13 protein-coding genes are annotated in these 16600 nt (G+C 37.7%); 7 read left to right on the forward strand and 6 right to left on the reverse strand.

Annotation, left to right across the window (positions count from 1 at the left end; translation table 11 throughout):
• Window positions 1-40: 40 nt before the first annotated feature.
• The 4 genes from R8N23_RS11925 to R8N23_RS11940 all read right to left on the reverse strand — a co-directional run bounded on the left by R8N23_RS11925 (window position 41) and on the right by R8N23_RS11940 (window position 7705).
• Entirely contained in the window at window positions 41-4402 is a 4362-nt protein-coding gene (locus R8N23_RS11925; RefSeq protein ID WP_318171826.1) for a PAS domain S-box protein, read from the reverse strand.
• A 114-nt stretch (window positions 4403-4516) separates the two neighbouring features.
• Window positions 4517-5026 carry a hypothetical protein gene (locus R8N23_RS11930; RefSeq protein WP_318171827.1) on the reverse strand — a complete coding sequence of 170 codons (510 nt, stop codon included), beginning with the start codon at window positions 5024-5026 and terminating at the stop codon, window positions 4517-4519.
• Window positions 5027-5028: 2 nt separating this feature from the next.
• Window positions 5029-6330, reverse strand: a complete 1302-nt coding sequence (locus tag R8N23_RS11935) for a sensor histidine kinase (protein ID WP_318171828.1) — start codon at window positions 6328-6330, stop codon at window positions 5029-5031.
• Window positions 6317-7705, reverse strand: a complete 1389-nt coding sequence (locus R8N23_RS11940; protein ID WP_318171829.1) for a sigma-54 dependent transcriptional regulator — start codon at window positions 7703-7705, stop codon at window positions 6317-6319. The genes R8N23_RS11935 and R8N23_RS11940 overlap by 14 nt, the downstream gene beginning before the upstream one ends.
• A 170-nt stretch (window positions 7706-7875) precedes the next feature.
• Between R8N23_RS11940 and R8N23_RS11945 the strand changes: the two genes are divergently transcribed.
• Window positions 7876-10305 (forward strand): ABC transporter permease, encoded by a 2430-nt coding sequence (locus R8N23_RS11945; protein WP_318171830.1) that lies wholly within the window; start codon window positions 7876-7878, stop codon window positions 10303-10305.
• Window positions 10306-10491: 186 nt separating this feature from the next.
• Complete coding sequence (locus R8N23_RS11950) at window positions 10492-12183, forward strand: ATP-binding protein (RefSeq protein WP_318171831.1); 1692 nt, start codon at window positions 10492-10494, stop codon at window positions 12181-12183.
• On the opposite strand, the gene R8N23_RS11955 is transcribed toward R8N23_RS11950, so the two are convergent.
• The gene (locus R8N23_RS11955) at window positions 12180-12791 is read right to left on the reverse strand and encodes a hypothetical protein (RefSeq protein ID WP_318171832.1); all 612 of its coding nucleotides are present in this window, start codon (window positions 12789-12791) and stop codon (window positions 12180-12182) included. The two genes, R8N23_RS11950 and R8N23_RS11955, sit on opposite strands and share 4 nt — an antisense overlap.
• A gap of 99 nt (window positions 12792-12890) precedes the next feature.
• On the opposite strand from R8N23_RS11955, the gene R8N23_RS11960 reads away from it, so the two are divergent.
• The 3 genes from R8N23_RS11960 to R8N23_RS11970 all read left to right on the forward strand — a co-directional run bounded on the left by R8N23_RS11960 (window position 12891) and on the right by R8N23_RS11970 (window position 14436).
• Window positions 12891-13208, forward strand: a complete 318-nt coding sequence (locus R8N23_RS11960; protein WP_318171833.1) for a thioredoxin family protein — start codon at window positions 12891-12893, stop codon at window positions 13206-13208.
• 1 nt (window position 13209) lies between these two features.
• Entirely contained in the window at window positions 13210-13455 is a 246-nt protein-coding gene (locus tag R8N23_RS11965) for a DUF6952 family protein (protein ID WP_318171834.1), read from the forward strand.
• Between the two features lie 144 nt (window positions 13456-13599).
• Window positions 13600-14436, forward strand: a complete 837-nt coding sequence (locus R8N23_RS11970; RefSeq protein WP_318171835.1) for a tetratricopeptide repeat protein — start codon at window positions 13600-13602, stop codon at window positions 14434-14436.
• Window positions 14437-14500: 64 nt separating this feature from the next.
• Here R8N23_RS11970 and R8N23_RS11975 read toward each other — a convergent pair whose 3' ends face one another.
• Window positions 14501-15376 (reverse strand): DUF2911 domain-containing protein, encoded by an 876-nt coding sequence (locus R8N23_RS11975; protein WP_318171836.1) that lies wholly within the window; start codon window positions 15374-15376, stop codon window positions 14501-14503.
• A 67-nt stretch (window positions 15377-15443) separates the two neighbouring features.
• On the opposite strand from R8N23_RS11975, the gene R8N23_RS11980 reads away from it, so the two are divergent.
• Window positions 15444-16049 (forward strand): DNA-3-methyladenine glycosylase, encoded by a 606-nt coding sequence (locus tag R8N23_RS11980; RefSeq protein WP_318171837.1) that lies wholly within the window; start codon window positions 15444-15446, stop codon window positions 16047-16049.
• A gap of 83 nt (window positions 16050-16132) precedes the next feature.
• A complete protein-coding gene (locus R8N23_RS11985; protein ID WP_318171838.1) occupies window positions 16133-16600 on the forward strand; it encodes a YybH family protein in 468 nt (155 codons plus the stop codon).

The following is a 16600-nucleotide window of genomic DNA, read 5'->3' on the forward strand; positions in this document are numbered from 1 at the left end:
TCAAGCACTAAAACAAGGCGTCAAGTTAAAAACAAATCAATCACATTTGAAGTATATTTTTGTAATTTTCTTTAAACTCAATAAAACATTCCTGAATCGTGTCCAGTTGCGGTTTTAAATTGGTGGTATCAGCTGTTTTAAGTTGCAATTCCAACTTAATAACATGATTGGCCAATTTTTCAATACCAAGTGTACCAGCACTACCTTTTAAGGTATGCAGTTCCTTTCTGATTTCCTCTATCTGATCGTCAGCAAAATGAATCATGCAATTCTTAATCAATTCATTTGCTTCTGATTCGAAATCAGATAGCACAGATTCCAAAAGTTCAGATCCACCAAATTTGGATAGTTGCTCTAATGTTTCTTTGTTGATCAGCAAATCAGTGCCTTCATCTTTTTGTTCTTCGACAGCTACATTAGATGTATCGTACTGAATGTACTCTTTTACCTTTTCAATGATAGTTACTGCCCGTATGGGTTTAGCCACATAATCATCCAGACCTTGTGACATAAACTTGTTGCGATCATCCTCCATGGAATAAGCCGTCATAGCGACAATAGGAGGTAGGTTCTTTATTCCCAATGCTTTGATGTTTTGAGTTGTCTGCACACCATCCATTTTAGGCATTTGAATATCCATAAAGACCAAATCCAATTCGTTGTTTTTAACAACCTCAATGGCCTCAAGTCCACTAGAAGCTAAATGTACGTGACAGCCGGATTTTTCAAGAATTTGACTAGCCACTGTACGATTTACTTTATTATCATCTACTACTAAAATTCTTGGAACAACTGTTGTGAACTCTTTGGTGATTTCCATCGGTTCATCTGCATCAGAAGAGTTATCAGGTTCTTCTCCCTCAGGAATTTCTCCATCGAAGGTAAACCAAAACGTACTTCCTAAACCAGGGGTAGACACTACGCCAATGTCTCCACCCATCGATCTTACGAGTTCCTTTGAAATGGCAAGACCTAGACCAGTACCTCCATAAACCTTAGTACTTGAATTATCGAGTTGATTGAAGTTGATGAACAGGTTCTTAATCTGTTCTTTAGGTATGCCAATTCCTTCATCTTTGACTTGTACTTTAAATGTGCATTTGTTGTTTTCTTTTTTCTTGAGCACTAAGCTGATATCAATGATTCCTTTGCCATCAGAAAACTTAATGGCATTGCTAATGAGGTTGGAAAGTACTTGAAGTAGTCTAGTTTCATCAAGCAGGATGACCGGAGGAACCTTGCTATCTAGATTATAATTCAGATAGATATTGTTGGCATAGGCTTCTTTAGAAAATAAGTCATATAATCGTTGGAACGTACCAATTAGCTTTAGCGGGCGCTGTTTGAGTTCCATTTTCCCTGCCTCAATTTTTGATAGGTCTAGGATGTCATTTAGAATATCCATTAATGTCTCAGAGGACTTTTTAATGGTCTTGACGTAGTCTGTTTGCTCCGTATCTAAATTAGTACTACCAATGAGATCAATCATACCTATGATTCCATTCATCGGGGTTCTAATTTCGTGACTCATATTGGCCAGGAATCTTTCTTTGATTGCTAAGGATTTTTCAGCAAATTCTTTCGCTTTTGATAGTTCTTCGTAGGCCCGCTTGATTTCAGAAATATCACGAGCAACACCTTCAAAGCCTACGGCTTGCTTATTTCTAAATAGAACCCTCACGTTGCATAAGAAGTCGATTTTTTCTCCTTCTTCTGTATGAAAAGAAGCTTCTATGTTTTGTGATTTATGTTCTTTGAGTAAGGTCTTTAGAATCGAGTCGGCTGATTCCTCAGAAGTAAAGAAGTGAGTGATGGTTTTACCCAATACCTCCTCGGGGTGAAGCCCGAGAGATTCCGTAGCGGATGGGCTTATCATCAATAATTTGCCATTGAGATCACATCTGAAATAAATATCCTGAATGGACTCAAATATTTCTCTAAATTTCGCTTCACTTTCAGAAAGAGCGAGTTCAGAACTTTTCTTTTCGGTAATATCATGTGAAATGACAGATACTTCTTCAATAGATCCATCCTCTTTCACAATAGGGTTAATGAAAACTTCAGACCAATGCGTTTGGTTCTTTCCAAGTTTAACTTCATTTTGAAAGTTCAGTGCAGTTCCCTTAAATGCCTGATTGTATTTCGACTCCCAAAATTTGTTGACTGAATCGGACAGCTTTTTTCTTTCCTTTGAAAACTCTTTTCCTATGACTGTAGTTACATCACAACTTTCTTTCATCCAATCTGAATAATTGCTGTTGAATGATGTGAGGTTGTAGTCATCATCGACCGACCAAATCTGATGACTACTGCTTTCAAAAATGGCTTTTAGCCTGGCTGCCTGATCAACTATTTTTTCTTCATTGATTTTTCTCTCTATCGCGAGCGAAATTTGACTGGCAATAAAATAAAGCAGTTCTAAATCTTTCGCACCAAAATCAGAACGATCATCATATGAATGTGTACTAAGCAGTCCAACAGGGGAGTTGCCAACAGTAATTTGCACACCGAGCCATACTTTTGGATATACCCCTTTGAATGACTTTTTATTTTCTTTTACCTGTTCCTGAATTTGCTCTTCATAAATGATGAGCTGCCTGGAATTGCCAATCATCTGTTCGGCGATCAAATCATTGATTGTTTTTTGATTTTGAAGCTCCATAGAGTCCTTGAACTCAGAACGAACATAAGGAGATGAGGCATTGGACTTGTCAGTCAGATTCAGTTCAATCGAAAGGTTTTTAATATTTAATAAACCTTGCAGCTCATCAAATAGTTTGGAATATAGTATTTCCAGTTGCGGTCCTTCAATATTGAAGTCTGCTATTTTATAATATAGACTCTGAGCTTTTTCGGCTCGAATTCTTTCAGTAATATCATAGAATATCCCCCGAAACTGAGCATTCCCATTAATGTCGAATGAACAGTTTACCCGACCGGAAACGAAGATGTTTTTACCCATATCCGATACGAACACCGTTTCGAACCTGTCGATGGCTTCTCCTTTGATGATTTTATCTAAGTTTTCGACCGTCTGTTGCCAGTTTTTAGGGTGTACAAGATCTTTGAACCTTATACTTTGAAGTTTATCTCGATAGCCTAATTTTTCAACCCAGGCCTGATTCACAAATTGGAAGACTCCCTCGTGATCAAAAGTCTGAATCAAATCATAAGAGTTATCAAAAAGCTCTTTGAGTTGATCGTTACTTTTTTCAAGTTGTTTCTTTACTCTGTTTTGAGCGGTGACATTTTCGCCGATCAGATTGATCCCTGATACTTCATTGAAGCTGTCTTTGAGAAGGATGACATTAAACCTAACATAAATATCCTGTTTCTCTTTCGTGAAGAATTTGCCAGCAAGAGTTCCATTGTACTTGCCATCTGTTGCTATTTGACCATATTTTTTCTGATTGATCTTGGTTGAAGCATCAGGAATGAAGATGTCGAATAAATTGGCCCCAACGATATCAGATTTTTTCAGTCCAATGGTATCGAGCAATTTGTTGTTGCAAAAGGTGATACTTCCTTCTGTATTTGTCGTCATGGCCACTACCTCAGATTCATCGAGTGACTCCTGGATTTTTAATTCGGATTCAGAAATGGCTCTTTCTCTGGTGGCTTCAAGCTCTAGTGTCTTTCGTTCGGTAGTGTCTATGGCTGCAGCCGCATAGCCAATAAACTTCTTGTTTTTAGAATATCGTGGGGTACCAGATTCTAGCAACCATCTGTATTCCCCACGAGCATCTTTTATTCTAAAAGAATACTCGTAATTTTTTTTCTTTGAAACCGAAAAATCTACTGTAGAACTATAGGCAGCTAAGTCATCGGGATGGATTTTCTCATTCCAAGTACTATAGGACTTTTCATCTTTGCTACCGAGTAGATCAAACCAGCCTTTGCTAAAATAGGTGACACGATTCTTCTCATCGGTAATTTTGATAAAAACAGGAGCACTGTCGGTAATCGTATTGGTAGAAGATACCAGGTTCTCTGTGTTTTCTGCTAGGTCAAAATGCACCAGAAACCTTTCGTCTTTTACCTTACTAATAGATGCGATAGTGGCAAAAGACTGACCATTTCTATCTAAAAATTCAAATTCGAATGTATCTGATTTTCCTCTTCGAGCGCTTTTGAAATTATCTTCCCAGGTTTTACTGCTTTTTTCTCCACTTACCTGAAAAATGGGCATAAGCTCATCAATCGTTTTGTCAGAAAAATCACTAGCAAATACAAATTTCTCTTCAGCCTTAGGACTGAATTCAATAACATTTCCTTCTTCAAAAATGACAAAATAACTAGCGGAAGACTCAAGTAAAAGGTCGTACTTATTGTGCAACTCTTTCAACTCACCCTTGAGCTTTTCTACTTCATTCAACAGTTCAGTCCTGCCTTGATTGAGCATTTGGCTTTATTGTTTTGAGAAATTAGTGAATAGGCTAGAACAGTAATTTATCATTTTTAATGAAAATATGTATGGATATTTTCGATTTAGATTCTCAATATTTCATCTAATTAGTTAACCCAATTCAACTAGAATTTTTTTGCCTCTATTTACTACGCCTGGAGTTGCATATTGAATCAAGTCTTCAATAACGATTTTAAGCTCAATTTTAAGCTCTGGGTAGATTTTGGTAAGATTATGAGCAATGGTCATGGAAAATGCCTTAACGGCTGTAGTTTCTTTAGCAGAGGTCAAATATTCGAAGCACTTATCCAGTAAGAGGCCTTGAGATTCTTCTGGAATTTCCTGCTTTTGCAAAAGTCTAACGGTATTCCTTTTGATCGCGACTTTAGGGTCTTCTCTAAGATTTTCAATCATTTGATTGATATATGGTTCAAGCAGTTTTGGATGTCTGTCTACACAATGACTTACTGCATGTGCAGCTCTTTGGGATACTTTATACTCCTTATGAAAAAACAACTCCATTAACTTCTCGAACCGTTGAGTGTCTTTGCCAATATACCCAGCGATCGACTGAGCGTTCGCTTTGCTATGTGCTTTGGCTATTTCTTTTTGAAGATCCATAATCAAAATTTGTAGCTTACCGGAAAGAGCAAGACAATTTGTGTATACTCACCCGGTTTGGAATCAATTTCGATTCTTCCACGATGCAAATTGAGAATTTGTTGCACGAGGCTTAAACCAATTCCTGAGCCACTATTTTTGGTAGTAAAAAACGGGATCATAGATTTGGCCAGCGTTTCTTTGTCCATGCCACAGCCGGTATCTTTAAGCCCCAATCTCATCCATGTTCTATCTGTGGAGTAGGTGATAGTCAGGCTTTTTATTTTTGAATCTTGCATGGATTGTATGCTGTTTGTCAATAGGTTAACCAATATTTGCTCTAGCAAAATTGGATCAGCAACAATCTCTGAACTTTCATAGGACTCGGTTACTTTTGTTTCTTCGAGCTGGTTTTGAAACAGATGAAGGATGCCTGCAATCGTCTCTTTGATTTTGAATGTTTCTAATTTAGGCTCTGGAATTTTAACCAACTTTCTATAATCTTCCATGAAATTTAAGAGTCCTTCTGATCTATCTTTTATGGTTTTAAGACTCAATTCGATATCTTCCAAACCTGACTGTTTTGTTTTATTTAGGATGAGTAATGTAGTTTCCGATAGCGATGTAATAGGAGTGAGAGAATTGATGATTTCGTGGGCTAAGATTCTTATCAACTTCTGCCAGGATTCAATTTCTTTACTTTCCAACGAACTGGAGATGTCCTTAAAAGTGAAAATAGTTTGTGGCTTGTCCAGAAGCTTAAAAACAGATTTATTAACCAGCAATTCTACTTTCTGGCCCTCATCATTTCGTCCCTCAATGATTTGCGAATCGTCGATATCACCCAAGATTGAAACCAAGCCTTGATTGTTTTCGAATTTGTAATCCGACCTCATTTTTCGAGCCACCTTATTAATTAGGGTAACCTTTCTGTTTTCATCAAAAGACATTAGACCTGTTTCTATATTGTCTATTAACTCCTGAATAAATAAATATTGAGCTTCGTATTTGGTTTCCTTCTTTTTATAAAGATCCAGTGTGCTTTGAAATCTTTCGTAGAGTAATCCAAAAGATTCATTATCTGCCTTCGGGAATTTGGCGGTATAGTCTGTGTCTCTTAGTGCTAGAATAAACTTGGCTAATTCATTATTTGTTTTGTTTACAAAGCGGACCAAATCGATAGTTTGAAAAAGTACAAGAACGCAGAGAAAAATGATTGTATAGATCAGGTCTCCACGATTGTGTAGGTAAACAATCCCAATGAGATTAATCAGAATCAGAATAATCCTGATAATGATAAATACTGAAAACCTATTGTAAGCCATACTTTTCTAGTCTTCTGTGCAAGGCTAATCTATCGATGCCCAGTTCTTTTGCCGCATGGGTTACATTTCCATTGTGAAGTGCCATGGCCTTTTGTATGTAGGAGATTTCCATTTGTTTTAGATTCAGAGAGGTCGATTCGGACAGTTGTTTTTCACCAGTACGTATATTTTGAAAATCAGAAGCCAGCAGTTGATCTGTTTCCGCAAGTATCACTGCCCTTTCGGTGGCATGCTGAAGTTCTCTAATGTTTCCCGGCCAATTCATCCTTTTTAGTTTTTCAAACTCTTCTTCGGATATCGAAAGGTTGTGTTTGGCATACTTGCTTTTAAAGGAGGATAAATAGTAGGTGACAAGTAAAGGTATATCTGAAAGTCTGTCTGTCAAGTTGGGCATCATCACTTCTACTGTATTGATACGATATAAAAGATCCTGACGGAAACTACCTTGTCCGACCATTTCATACAGTGGCATGTTCGTAGCGCATATCAACCTTACATCAATATCAATTTCTTGGTTCGAGCCCAGGCGGCTAAACCTTTTATTTTGCAAAACAGACAATAGTTTGGCCTGAGCTGGTAGTGATAGGTTGCCGATTTCATCAAGGAAAAGTGTACCGCGATGTGCCATCTCCAAGCGACCTTTTTTTTGTTGTGAAGCGTCGGTAAATGCCCCTTTTTCATGACCAAATAGTTCCGACTCTATCAATGTTTCGCTTAGTGCACCCATGTCAATGGTGATCATCGGCCGTTCATTTCGACCCGAATTCTGATGAATAAACTTCGCAGCCAACCCTTTACCCGTGCCATTTTCCCCCAGCAAGAGTACATTGGCTTCTGAGGTAGCTACTTTTTCCATGGTTGCTTTGGCTTTCAAAAACGAAGGCGCACCGCCAATAAAGCCTTCAATTTCTCTAGCCTGTTCTTCTGATTGATATTGTCTTGAGTTTTTTAATTCCTCAAGTTGCCTGAGATTTTGAGCTAATTTGTTTGCTGTTTCTACAGTGGTAAGAAATTTTTCGTTTTTCCATGGTTTGGTTACGAAATCTATGGCACCATTTTTTAGTGCCTTTACTGCCATGTCTATATCTCCATAGGCAGTCATAAAAATCACTTGCGTCTGGGGTTGAGTATCTAATATCTGCTGCAAATACTTAAATCCATCTTCACCATCATTTTTCCCTTTTTGAAAATTCATATCTAAAAGCACAATACTGATTTCATGTTTTTTAAACTGACTCTGAATTTTGTCTGGATTAAGCTCGACGTAGACCTTCTTGTAGTATTGCTTTAAAAAAAGCTGTGCAGAGGTTAAAATCCCGGCATCGTCGTCTACAATAAGTATATTTCCATCTTGGAAAGTGGGCAATGATTCCATGTTTTCAAAACTAGGGATAAAGGTTCGGAATCAAACAATATACTGTTTGATTTCAAACAGTTGAGTCTCTTTTTGACATGAGTAAAAAATGTACTTATCAGTAAATCAGCGAGTTATAAAATATGGCATCCAGGTTGTAATTGGAAGGACAACTCTAAATACCAATAACCATGTTTAAAAATTACTTCAAAACCATTTACAGAAACATAAAGAGAGAAAAACTCTTCACCTTACTTAACCTGTCAGGACTCGGTTTGGGTCTAGGCTGTATTCTTGTCATCTTCAAAATCATTTCCTACGAACTAAGTTTTGATAAGCATCATTCCAATTACGATAATATCTATCGTGCAGTGCGAGAAACAAGAATCAGTAGTGGAATTCGATATAATGAGGGTGTTCCGCATCCAGTCGGAGAAGGACTTAGAGCGGATTATCCGGATTTGGTGATTGCAAGGACGCACTACGAACCCTATCATCAAGTGGCCATTAAAAGAGAAAACGGGGAATACGATCGATATCTTGATGATGAGGGATTAGTCTTTGCTGAATCTTCGGTATTTCAAATTTTTGATTTTGAGTTTATCGAAGGCAATCCTCTTAATTGCTTAGATGAACCTAATTCGATGGTGATATCCAGGTCTCAAGCGAAAAAATTCTTTGGTTTGAATGATGATAACATTAATCAGGCTATAGGGAAACAAGTCTTGCTGTCAAACACACAAGACCTGATTGTTAAGGGGCTTGTTGAGGACTACAAAGAAACTACCAATATTCCCTTCAATGTCTTGATTCACTACGAAAACTTAGATGGGTTAAATCCATACTATCGAAAAGGTAATTGGAACAGTAATAGTTCAGCTACAAATTGTTACATCATGGTCCCTGACAATTTTAACGTAGAGAATTTTGAAGAAAGTCTGCATGGCTTTGTTGAGAAATACCATGGGGAAGGGGCTTCTGTCGATTTGAAATACAATATGCAGCCCATGAGTGATATTCACTTTAGTGATAAATATGATAACTATAATGAGCGAACCATTTCGATGGAATTCATTCAAGCACTTGGTGTTATTGGAATATTTCTGATCCTAACTGCAGCAATCAATTTTATTAACCTGACAACTGCACAATCAATTAAACGGTCTAAGGAAATTGGCATAAGAAAAACGCTGGGAGGAAAGTCTTATCAGCTAGCCATTCAGTTCTTGTCTGAGACATTGTTAATCACAATAGTGTCTTCGTTTATAGGTCTGATTTTCGCCGAAGTACTATTGATTTATTTGGAAGACATTCTTGGGTATAAACTTTGGATCAACCTATTCGAAGAGCCAACCACTTTACTTTTTCTTACCATCAATATTCTAATTATTGGTTTGTTGGCGGGAATCTACCCAGCATTGTCTATGTCTAAGCTCAATCCGATTGCAGCGTTGCGAACCAAATTCAACCTCAAAGAGGGCAGTGGCTTTTTATCGTTCAGAAGAGTTTTAGTCATTGTGCAATTTATCATTACCCAGGTTCTTATTATTGGGACTTTGGTGGTGCAACATCAAATGGACTTCTTTTTAAGCAAAGACTTGGGTTTTGAAAAAGACAATATTGTTCTGTCTGATCTTCCCGGTCAAAATGAAGAGGATCTTAATCGATTGAAAACTAACCTACTAAGCCACCCTGAGATAAAAGGGGTAACGTTTACGCTCAGCGCACCTATGGGTACGTCAAATTCAAACTCTCATATCAATCACCATAGTATTCCAGAAGGAGAGAATGTGCGCGTCAATTTCAAATTTGGAGACAAAGATTTTCTTGATGTTTATGGGTTAAAACTTATTGCTGGGGAGTGGGTGGATAAAGCAGATACCAGCCGAATATTGGTAAATAGAAAATTGGCTGAAGCATTAGGCTTCGATAATCCGGAAGAAGTAATCGGTGAGAAGATCAGTGGGTGGTATCGTGACATGCAGGTAGTCGGTGTTGTAGAGAATTTTCATACTCATTCTTTGCAGTCAGACTTTGTCTATTGCATTTTTATGAATAATCCACGCATGTTTTATGAAATGGCTGTGAAGATTACCTCTGCAGGTCAAACCATAGATGAAGTCAACCCCACCTTATCTATCATACAAAAAGAATGGGAGAGTGTCTATAGCAAGGATATCTATGATTTTACTTTTTTTGATGAGCAGGTCGCTGACTGGTACGAAGAAGAAAAGAATATGGGAAGTATGTTCAAACTCTTTTCGATCATCGTCATTTTTATAGGATGCTTGGGATTGTATGGTCTTATTTCATATATAGCAAATAAAAAGACCAAAGAAATTGGAGTCCGGAAAGTTCTTGGAGCAAGCACATTGAATGTACTCAATATATTCTCTAGAGAAATGATACTTCTGGTTTTCATTTCCTTTCTCATTGCCGGACCCATTAGCTATGTGGTGATGAGCGATTGGCTGGACAACTTTGCCTACAAGATTGAATTGTCTTTTTTCATATTTCTTTTAGCCTTATTGATCAGTTTTGGCATAGCTGTTATTACTGCAGGTTACAAAGCTATATTAGCCGCTAGGGCTAATCCTGTGTTGTCACTGAGAGATGAATGAGCTATACATAATGAGGTAGCTAAAACTCAAAGTCGAAGTAGTTTTATTTCGACTTTTTTGTTATCCATTTTTTTCCTAAGTGTTTTTTGTAATTAATTCATTATCTTATCTTAGTTGAGACTATACCTACCTAATAGACTGAAATAAAGCAGCAGTAAGAATTGAATGGTAGTACTGAGAAAATTAATGCGGCTCCTTCTCAACGCTGGAGTCTATGGTCATCCAGAAATTATCGAGCGCCGTAGGACTCGACTGGTCAATATTTTCAACACGATTGGGGGTTTTATCATCGTTCTTTTTGGAACGATCAATCTGATTGTTGGTTCTTATGTTCATGCCATTAGTATTTTTTCAGGTTTGGCTTTATTAACTATCCCCGTCTATTTTCTAAATGGTGGTAAGCACAACATTATCGCCAAGTATTATTTGGTGATTGCTAATTGGACATTTGCAAATGTTATTGGATACATAACCATATTTAACAACCAAAATCGCGACAATGAATTTTTCTTCATTGGTTTTTCTGCAATTATTGTTGCGCTATTTGATGGTATGGCAAAGCGCTCTTTGTTTTTTTGTGCGGTTTTGTCAGCTTTAGTGATGAAATATTTGAGGATATCTCAGAGCCATGACGGTGTACTCTTATCCGACCACTTTCTTGCACTGACGAATTTAACTGTGGCGTTTGCTTGTGTCTATCTATTTACCAATGTATTCAAATTGGATTTGCAAAGAAGTGAGCAGAGAATCCGAATGTTTAGCAAAAAAATTGAAAAGCAAAACTCACTTGTTCAATTCGAGAGAGACAACTTATTGTATAACAAGCATTTATTGCGAACGACAATCGACAATCTCCCGATATTTATTGCGCTAGTAGATAAGACCGGCCATTACATGATTGTCAACAATAGGTTTCAAGATGTAATCCTTAAAGATGTGAGCACAATTGAAGGCAAGCACTACACCGAAATTTTAGGCCCTGAAATTTCTAAAATGGCCACTCCGTTGTTCAACAGATGCTTGGAAGGGTATGAGTCAATTGTAGATAGCCCCGTTACTTTTATGAACGGAGAAAGCATTCATGCTTATGGTAAATACATTCCCTTGAAAAACCAATTTGGAAATGTGTCTAGGATATTGACTTATGTGGCCGATATCAGTGATGTAAAAGAAACTGAAAACCAACTTATGGATGCGAATGCTTCAAAAGATAAGGTTCTAAGTATATTATCTCATGACTTGCGATCTCCACTCATATCATTAGGGGGGTTGTTGGTGTACGCCGATGATATTGAACCTAAAAAATTCAAGGAACTCATGGGCACTGTAAAACAGCAGGTAGATTCTATCAGTTTTACGTTGGATAATGTACTTACATGGGTTAAATCCCAATTAGGAGCATTCATGGCAAATCCTCAAAAAGTTAATTTGGACAAAGTGGCCGCCAATGTAATTAAGCTGTACAATGAATCAGTGAAAGGAAAATCAATTGCTGTAGAAAACGATATCTCCAAAGAAATTGAAGTTTTTATTGATCCTGATCATTTGGCTATTGTGATTAGAAACTTAGTAAGCAATGCCATTAAGTTTACCCCAGTTAATGGTAAGATCATATTGAAAAGTACAAGAGAATACGATAACGTCAGTTTATCTGTAATCGATACCGGAATTGGTATGTGTCAGGATACGATTACTTCAGTTCTGGAAGGAATCAATAAGAACAAAGCATCAACCAGATTGGGGACCGAAGGAGAAAAGGGTACGGGGCTCGGATTAAATTTTTGTCTTGATATACTAAAACTGAATAGTGGCACTATGGAAATCAAAAGTATTCCTGAAAAAGGAACAGATATTACTATCTCATTACCTTCTGCTTAATCTTCCACTTCCAAAGCTTCTAATATATCAGCCAAATCATCATACTCTTTGAACCCAGGTTTCTCTTCTTGAGAGCCTTTCAGTTCAATTCCAGCAAATGGCTGGACCTGAATGATATGGTCCAACTGTGATAACTCAACATCATACCCTTTAATTAATGTAGTTTCACTACCTGTGGCCAATGTTTCTTCGATTGCCGGAATAAGCTGTGGTGCATCGCAAGAAACAATGATGTGTGAATATTCATTTCCGATTGCCTGGGCTAATACTTTAATGTCACTTTCAGAAGCTATTTGAATAGCAAGGATGATTTGAAAACCTTCCTGTTTCAATTCATTTGCATGATCTATATTGTTTACCTGCACGAAGGGAAACTTGTTTTCTTCTTGAAGCTGTACGATCTGATCGACTGGCATATTACCAAATTCAGCCACAAACGCAGGTCCAGCGACCCAACCCATGATTTCATTGGCTTGTTCTATTGATATGTAGTTTTCGGAATTGGGATTAAGATCAAATCCTAATAGGTCCACACCAAAACCTGCACAAAAACGAGCATCACTTAAATTGGTAATACTTCCGACCTTCACAAACGTTCTTAGATTCATATCAACTGAGGCAATGGCCCGATCAAATTATTTTATATCAGAAAAAATTCTTCCTCCACAAACTTCAGTAAAATTGCGTTGATAATCAATGATAAAATAATGGAAGTAAAAGAAACTATAGATAGCCACTTTGAGCAAGAGATTTCAGGTACAGATAAGGCAATTGTAAAGTACTATGCTGACTGGTGTGGTTCTTGTAGGCTGTTCAACCCAAAGTACAAAAGGTTGGCTAAAGACGATAGATTTGAAGGTGTAACATTTTTGAATGTAAATGCTGAAGAGAATGAGTTGGCAAGAAAAGCAGCTGGTGTTACTAACCTTCCATTTTTTGCTATTTTTAAGGGCGGTGAATTAGTTGACACCATTGCTAGTAGCAAAGAAGAAGCAGTTGTAGAATTATTAAATAAACTAAACTAGTATGCAAATACCTGTGATAAAAAAGCTGGTGGAAAATCACTCGGTTGAGGAGCTAGAAGCGGCGGAATATTGCCTCATGGAAGAGAAAGAATTACCATTTGAAGTAGAAGGAAAAGATGATGGCGAGGTACTCACACATTTGATAGCTGCAGGGTGGATTATAGAGAAAATGGATAAAGATGATATCCCATTTCCCAAAGCACTAAGAGCTTACACTGAAAAGGTTAGAACATCCATATCTAGCTAAAGAATCAAGATATTTAATCTATGGCTTCGGATCAATTCGAGGCCTTTTTTGTTTCTACAGGTTATTTCATAATTGAACCTCAATAGCTTATTGATGTTAGGTTGGAAGTTTTAGTTTTGCTATTCGAACTTTGACAGTGACTCTATGCGTATTTTTCAAATTATTATCATTTCTATTGGTGTTGTTTTCGTTGCCTGTAGCCCAATCAACAAGAAGAACAGGATTAAGAAGACTTTTGAAGCAGCTACTCAAAAATTGAATGACGCTTATTATGAGGATGCGATTGCCTTATATTCCAAAGTGCTTGAAATGGATCATGAAGTAATTGATGCACATTTAAATAGAGGAGTGGCTTATTACGAAACGGGGCATTATGCTTTGGCGCTTGCAGACTACAATGTGGTGCGGCAAACTCGGCCTGATTTCAACGATGTGTTGTTCAATAGGGCGTATACGTATCTAGCTATGGAGCGATATAGCACGGCGTTAGAAGATCTAAATGTATTAAAGAAGTTGTACCCTGATACGGCATTGGTATATCAAATAGAAGGATATGTATATGGCCAACAGGAAGACTATGAAAGCGCTAAGGCAAGTTTTGAAATGGCGATAGAAAAAGATGCCAATCAATTTGACTCTTGGACTAATCTTGGTGTGATGAACTATCATCTCAAATCTTATTCGTCCGCAGAAGAAGCATTCGATTCAGCGCTAAAGATTCGCGGGAATGCGCCTGAGGTATTAAACCCGCTGTCGTTAGTGTATTTGGAGCAAGGAAAACTTGACAGAGCAGATTCAACTATTGATATAGCCATGGGACTCGTCGCTGATCAACCTTATTTTCTGAATAATAAAGGCTTGATACAAATTCATCTGGGTAATTACACATTAGCCGATTCACTTATCAAAAGAAGCCTTGAATTAGACTCTACTAATCAATTAGCCAAGGAGAATCTAGCGTTGTTGAAAAGCAAGTACTGAAAAGTTTAATAAAAAAGCCAATCCGATTATATCAGGTTGGCTTTTAATTCCTTGGAATTTCTTCTTACTTCAATGAAGCAATAAGATCCTCATTTCTTTTGATGTATCCAAAGTCACCAGCTTCAAAAGCTTTGGCTGCTGCCATAGACTCTTTCGCTACTTTGATCGCTTCTTTCTTGTTACCTTGCTTAGCAAGAATTTGTGCTTTCAAGTGAACATTCCAAAATTGCGTGCTGTTGTCTCCAGTCGCCAAATAAGTATTTACCCACTTCAACGCTTGATCCAAATCTTTGTCAGCAGTATAGTAGTATCTAGCTGCAGTCATTAAATTTCTTGGATTTACCACTGTATTTTCTGCAATAGCTTTCATTACAGCTTCATCGAAAGACACTTGTACTGGCACATTTACTGCAGTGTTTTCCCATGCCAACTGAATGTTAGCATTTTCACTGTTTTCGCTTATGTCAGAAATGTTGAATGTCAGAGTACCCACAGTTTCAGTAAGCTTAGAAGATTTTACTTTAGCTTTCAATGCCGCTTTGCTGTCGTCATAGGCAGCTACATTTCCTCCCAACGAGATGTCAGAATAAAATACCACTTCCCATTCAGAAGCACCTGGAGTGGCTAAGAATAAATATTCTCCAGCCGCTAAATCTTGGCCAGCAATTTTCACATCATCACTGAATTTTACGGTAGTTCCAGCATTAGCACCAGCTCTCCATAGTTGGCCATTTGGAACAAGGACATCTCCGTCACCGAAGATTTTTCTACCTTTCATCTGTGGTCGAGAGTAGTTGATTTCAATCTCGGTAAGACCTACGGTAGCCGATACCGAACCTGCAGGACTCGGAGCAGGTGTATTAATTTGAGCAGTTCCGTTGAAAGAGATGGCAAAAAGTGCCGCTACGAAACTGAGTGTGAACAGTTTGGTTTTGTACATAATTAAGTTCATTTTGATTGTTAAAATTACGGGGTGTTATACGTTCATCCTGTTTTCAGGTTTGCGAATGAAGAAAGATAGTTTAAATATTTTGCCGAACGGCTTTTACCGAAGGTCAAATGTCCTGGAAGTTGCCAAAGATTTGCTGGGCAAAGTGCTCTGTACAGAAATTGATGGTCAGTTATGCAAAGGAAAAATAATAGAAGTAGAAGCCTATAGCGGAACTAATGACAAGGCTTGCCACGCAAACAATGGTAGACGCACCGCAAGGACTGAAGTGATGTATGCAGAAGGAGGCTGTGCTTATGTATATCTGTGTTATGGCATTCATCATTTGTTTAATGTAGTAACCAATGTTGCCGACAAGGCTGATGCTGTTTTAATTAGAGCTTTAGAGCCATTAGAAGGAATGGAAGTAATGAAAAACAGACTCAATTCTAGCAACAAAAAACTTACAAATGGACCGGGGATATTAGCCAAATCTTTGGGGATCAAAACTGTACATACCGGTTTGACTCTTGACCAGATACCGATTTGGATTGAAGATGCAGAGACAATTGCAAATGAATTGATCATAGAAACTACCAGAGTAGGAGTAGAATATGCTGAAGAGGATGCGTTGCTTCCTTGGCGGTTTTATGTTAGAGATAATCCATGGGTGAGTAGGAAATGAGGTTCAATCGCCTTTTACATGAGCGGTAGCATTTAAATAAGTGGAGTACAACCTCTGGCTGTTAGATGACCAAACTTTATACTATGATCAGATATCTATTAAATCCAATTATTGTTTTCTCATTGTTTTGCTCTTGTCAATCTAGCCAAGACAAAACTGAGCGAAATATTGAAAAGCCTGACGCTGAAATACTCAAAGAGGTAGACAGAGCGTTTTCACAACTTTCCTTTGAAAAAGGGATGAACTACGCCTTCGAAACTTACATAGCAGAGAATGGTGCGGTTTTAAGAAATAACTCATTGCCTATCGTAGGAAAAGATGCTGTTATTGGTGGTCATTTTAGCAGACCTGATTCTGCCTTTCGTCTTACTTGGGAGCCTATGTATGCTGACATTGCTCATTCTGGAGATTTGGGATATACTTATGGAACTTATCTTGTTTCGTCTCTAGCTGGAGATTCATTAGGAGCAGGAACATATGTGAGTATATGGAAGAGACAGTCAGACCAATCCTGGAAGTTTGTGTTTGATGCGGGGAACGAAGGTTTATAG

It is taken from the genome of Reichenbachiella sp., assembly GCF_033344935.1.
GTDB lineage: Bacteria > Bacteroidota > Bacteroidia > Cytophagales > Cyclobacteriaceae > Reichenbachiella.

Excerpts from the sequence above, each read along its gene's own strand:
- R8N23_RS11925 (WP_318171826.1), bottom strand. The coding sequence starts at position 4,402 with ATGCTCAATCAAGGCAGGACTGAACTGTTGAATGAAGTAGAAAAGCTC.
- R8N23_RS11930 (WP_318171827.1), bottom strand. The coding sequence starts at position 5,026 with ATGGATCTTCAAAAAGAAATAGCCAAAGCACATAGCAAAGCGAACGCT.
- R8N23_RS11935 (WP_318171828.1), bottom strand. The coding sequence starts at position 6,330 with ATGGCTTACAATAGGTTTTCAGTATTTATCATTATCAGGATTATTCTG.
- R8N23_RS11940 (WP_318171829.1), bottom strand. The coding sequence starts at position 7,705 with ATGGAATCATTGCCCACTTTCCAAGATGGAAATATACTTATTGTAGAC.
- R8N23_RS11945 (WP_318171830.1), top strand. The coding sequence starts at position 7,876 with ATGTTTAAAAATTACTTCAAAACCATTTACAGAAACATAAAGAGAGAA.
- R8N23_RS11950 (WP_318171831.1), top strand. The coding sequence starts at position 10,492 with ATGCGGCTCCTTCTCAACGCTGGAGTCTATGGTCATCCAGAAATTATC.
- R8N23_RS11955 (WP_318171832.1), bottom strand. The coding sequence starts at position 12,791 with ATGAATCTAAGAACGTTTGTGAAGGTCGGAAGTATTACCAATTTAAGT.
- R8N23_RS11960 (WP_318171833.1), top strand. The coding sequence starts at position 12,891 with ATGGAAGTAAAAGAAACTATAGATAGCCACTTTGAGCAAGAGATTTCA.
- R8N23_RS11965 (WP_318171834.1), top strand. The coding sequence starts at position 13,210 with ATGCAAATACCTGTGATAAAAAAGCTGGTGGAAAATCACTCGGTTGAG.
- R8N23_RS11970 (WP_318171835.1), top strand. The coding sequence starts at position 13,600 with ATGCGTATTTTTCAAATTATTATCATTTCTATTGGTGTTGTTTTCGTT.
- R8N23_RS11975 (WP_318171836.1), bottom strand. The coding sequence starts at position 15,376 with ATGTACAAAACCAAACTGTTCACACTCAGTTTCGTAGCGGCACTTTTT.
- R8N23_RS11980 (WP_318171837.1), top strand. The coding sequence starts at position 15,444 with ATGAAGAAAGATAGTTTAAATATTTTGCCGAACGGCTTTTACCGAAGG.
- R8N23_RS11985 (WP_318171838.1), top strand. The coding sequence starts at position 16,133 with ATGATCAGATATCTATTAAATCCAATTATTGTTTTCTCATTGTTTTGC.